Source organism: Vibrio sp. 1727 (assembly GCF_033344415.1).
Classification (GTDB): Bacteria; Pseudomonadota; Gammaproteobacteria; order Enterobacterales; family Vibrionaceae; genus Vibrio; species Vibrio alginolyticus.
The window spans coordinates 1-561 of record NZ_JAWPOT010000540.1; the positions used below are offsets into that span (position 1 = coordinate 1).

The following is a 561-nucleotide window of genomic DNA, read 5'->3' on the forward strand; positions in this document are numbered from 1 at the left end:
GACAGTTAGCGCGCCTGAGCTTGGTGGCCCCATGCCGCAGATTTCGTAGCTTTGATAAGCCGCACAAACGGGCTCTCTCTGTTTGATGCGGTAAGTATCAAAATCTTGTTGTGCCAATACGCCCGGGTTACCCACTGCTGTTTGCACGGTTGCGATAATGTCTTTGGCAATATCACCTTGATAGAAGGCTTGAGCACCTTGTTTGGCGATGGCTTTCAAGGTTTGCGCGTATTCTGGATTCTTTAATCGTGTGCCTTCGGCTTTTGGTGAGCCATCGGCGTTAAAGAAATATGCTTTTGTGGTCGGAAAACGTGATAAACGCTCGGCATCGTTGGCAATCAAACTGGCGAGACGAGGGCTGACGGCAAAACCTTCCTCAGCCAAGTTGATCACTGGCTGAATGATCTTTTTCCATTCCAGCTTGCCGTATTTTTGGTGGGTATCCCACAACAGTTTGACGGTGCCCGGCGTCGCGACAGATCGTCCGCCTACAACGGCATCATAAAATTGCAGCGGCTGGCCTTGGTCGTCCAAAAACAGTGTTGGGGTTGCGGCGAGGGG

1 protein-coding gene is annotated in these 561 nt (G+C 51.3%); it reads right to left on the minus strand.

The genetic code is table 11. From position 1 onward, the window contains the following. On the minus strand, window positions 1-561 hold a 561-nt coding region (locus tag R8O10_RS26800; RefSeq protein WP_318192172.1), incomplete at both ends, for a gamma-glutamyltransferase.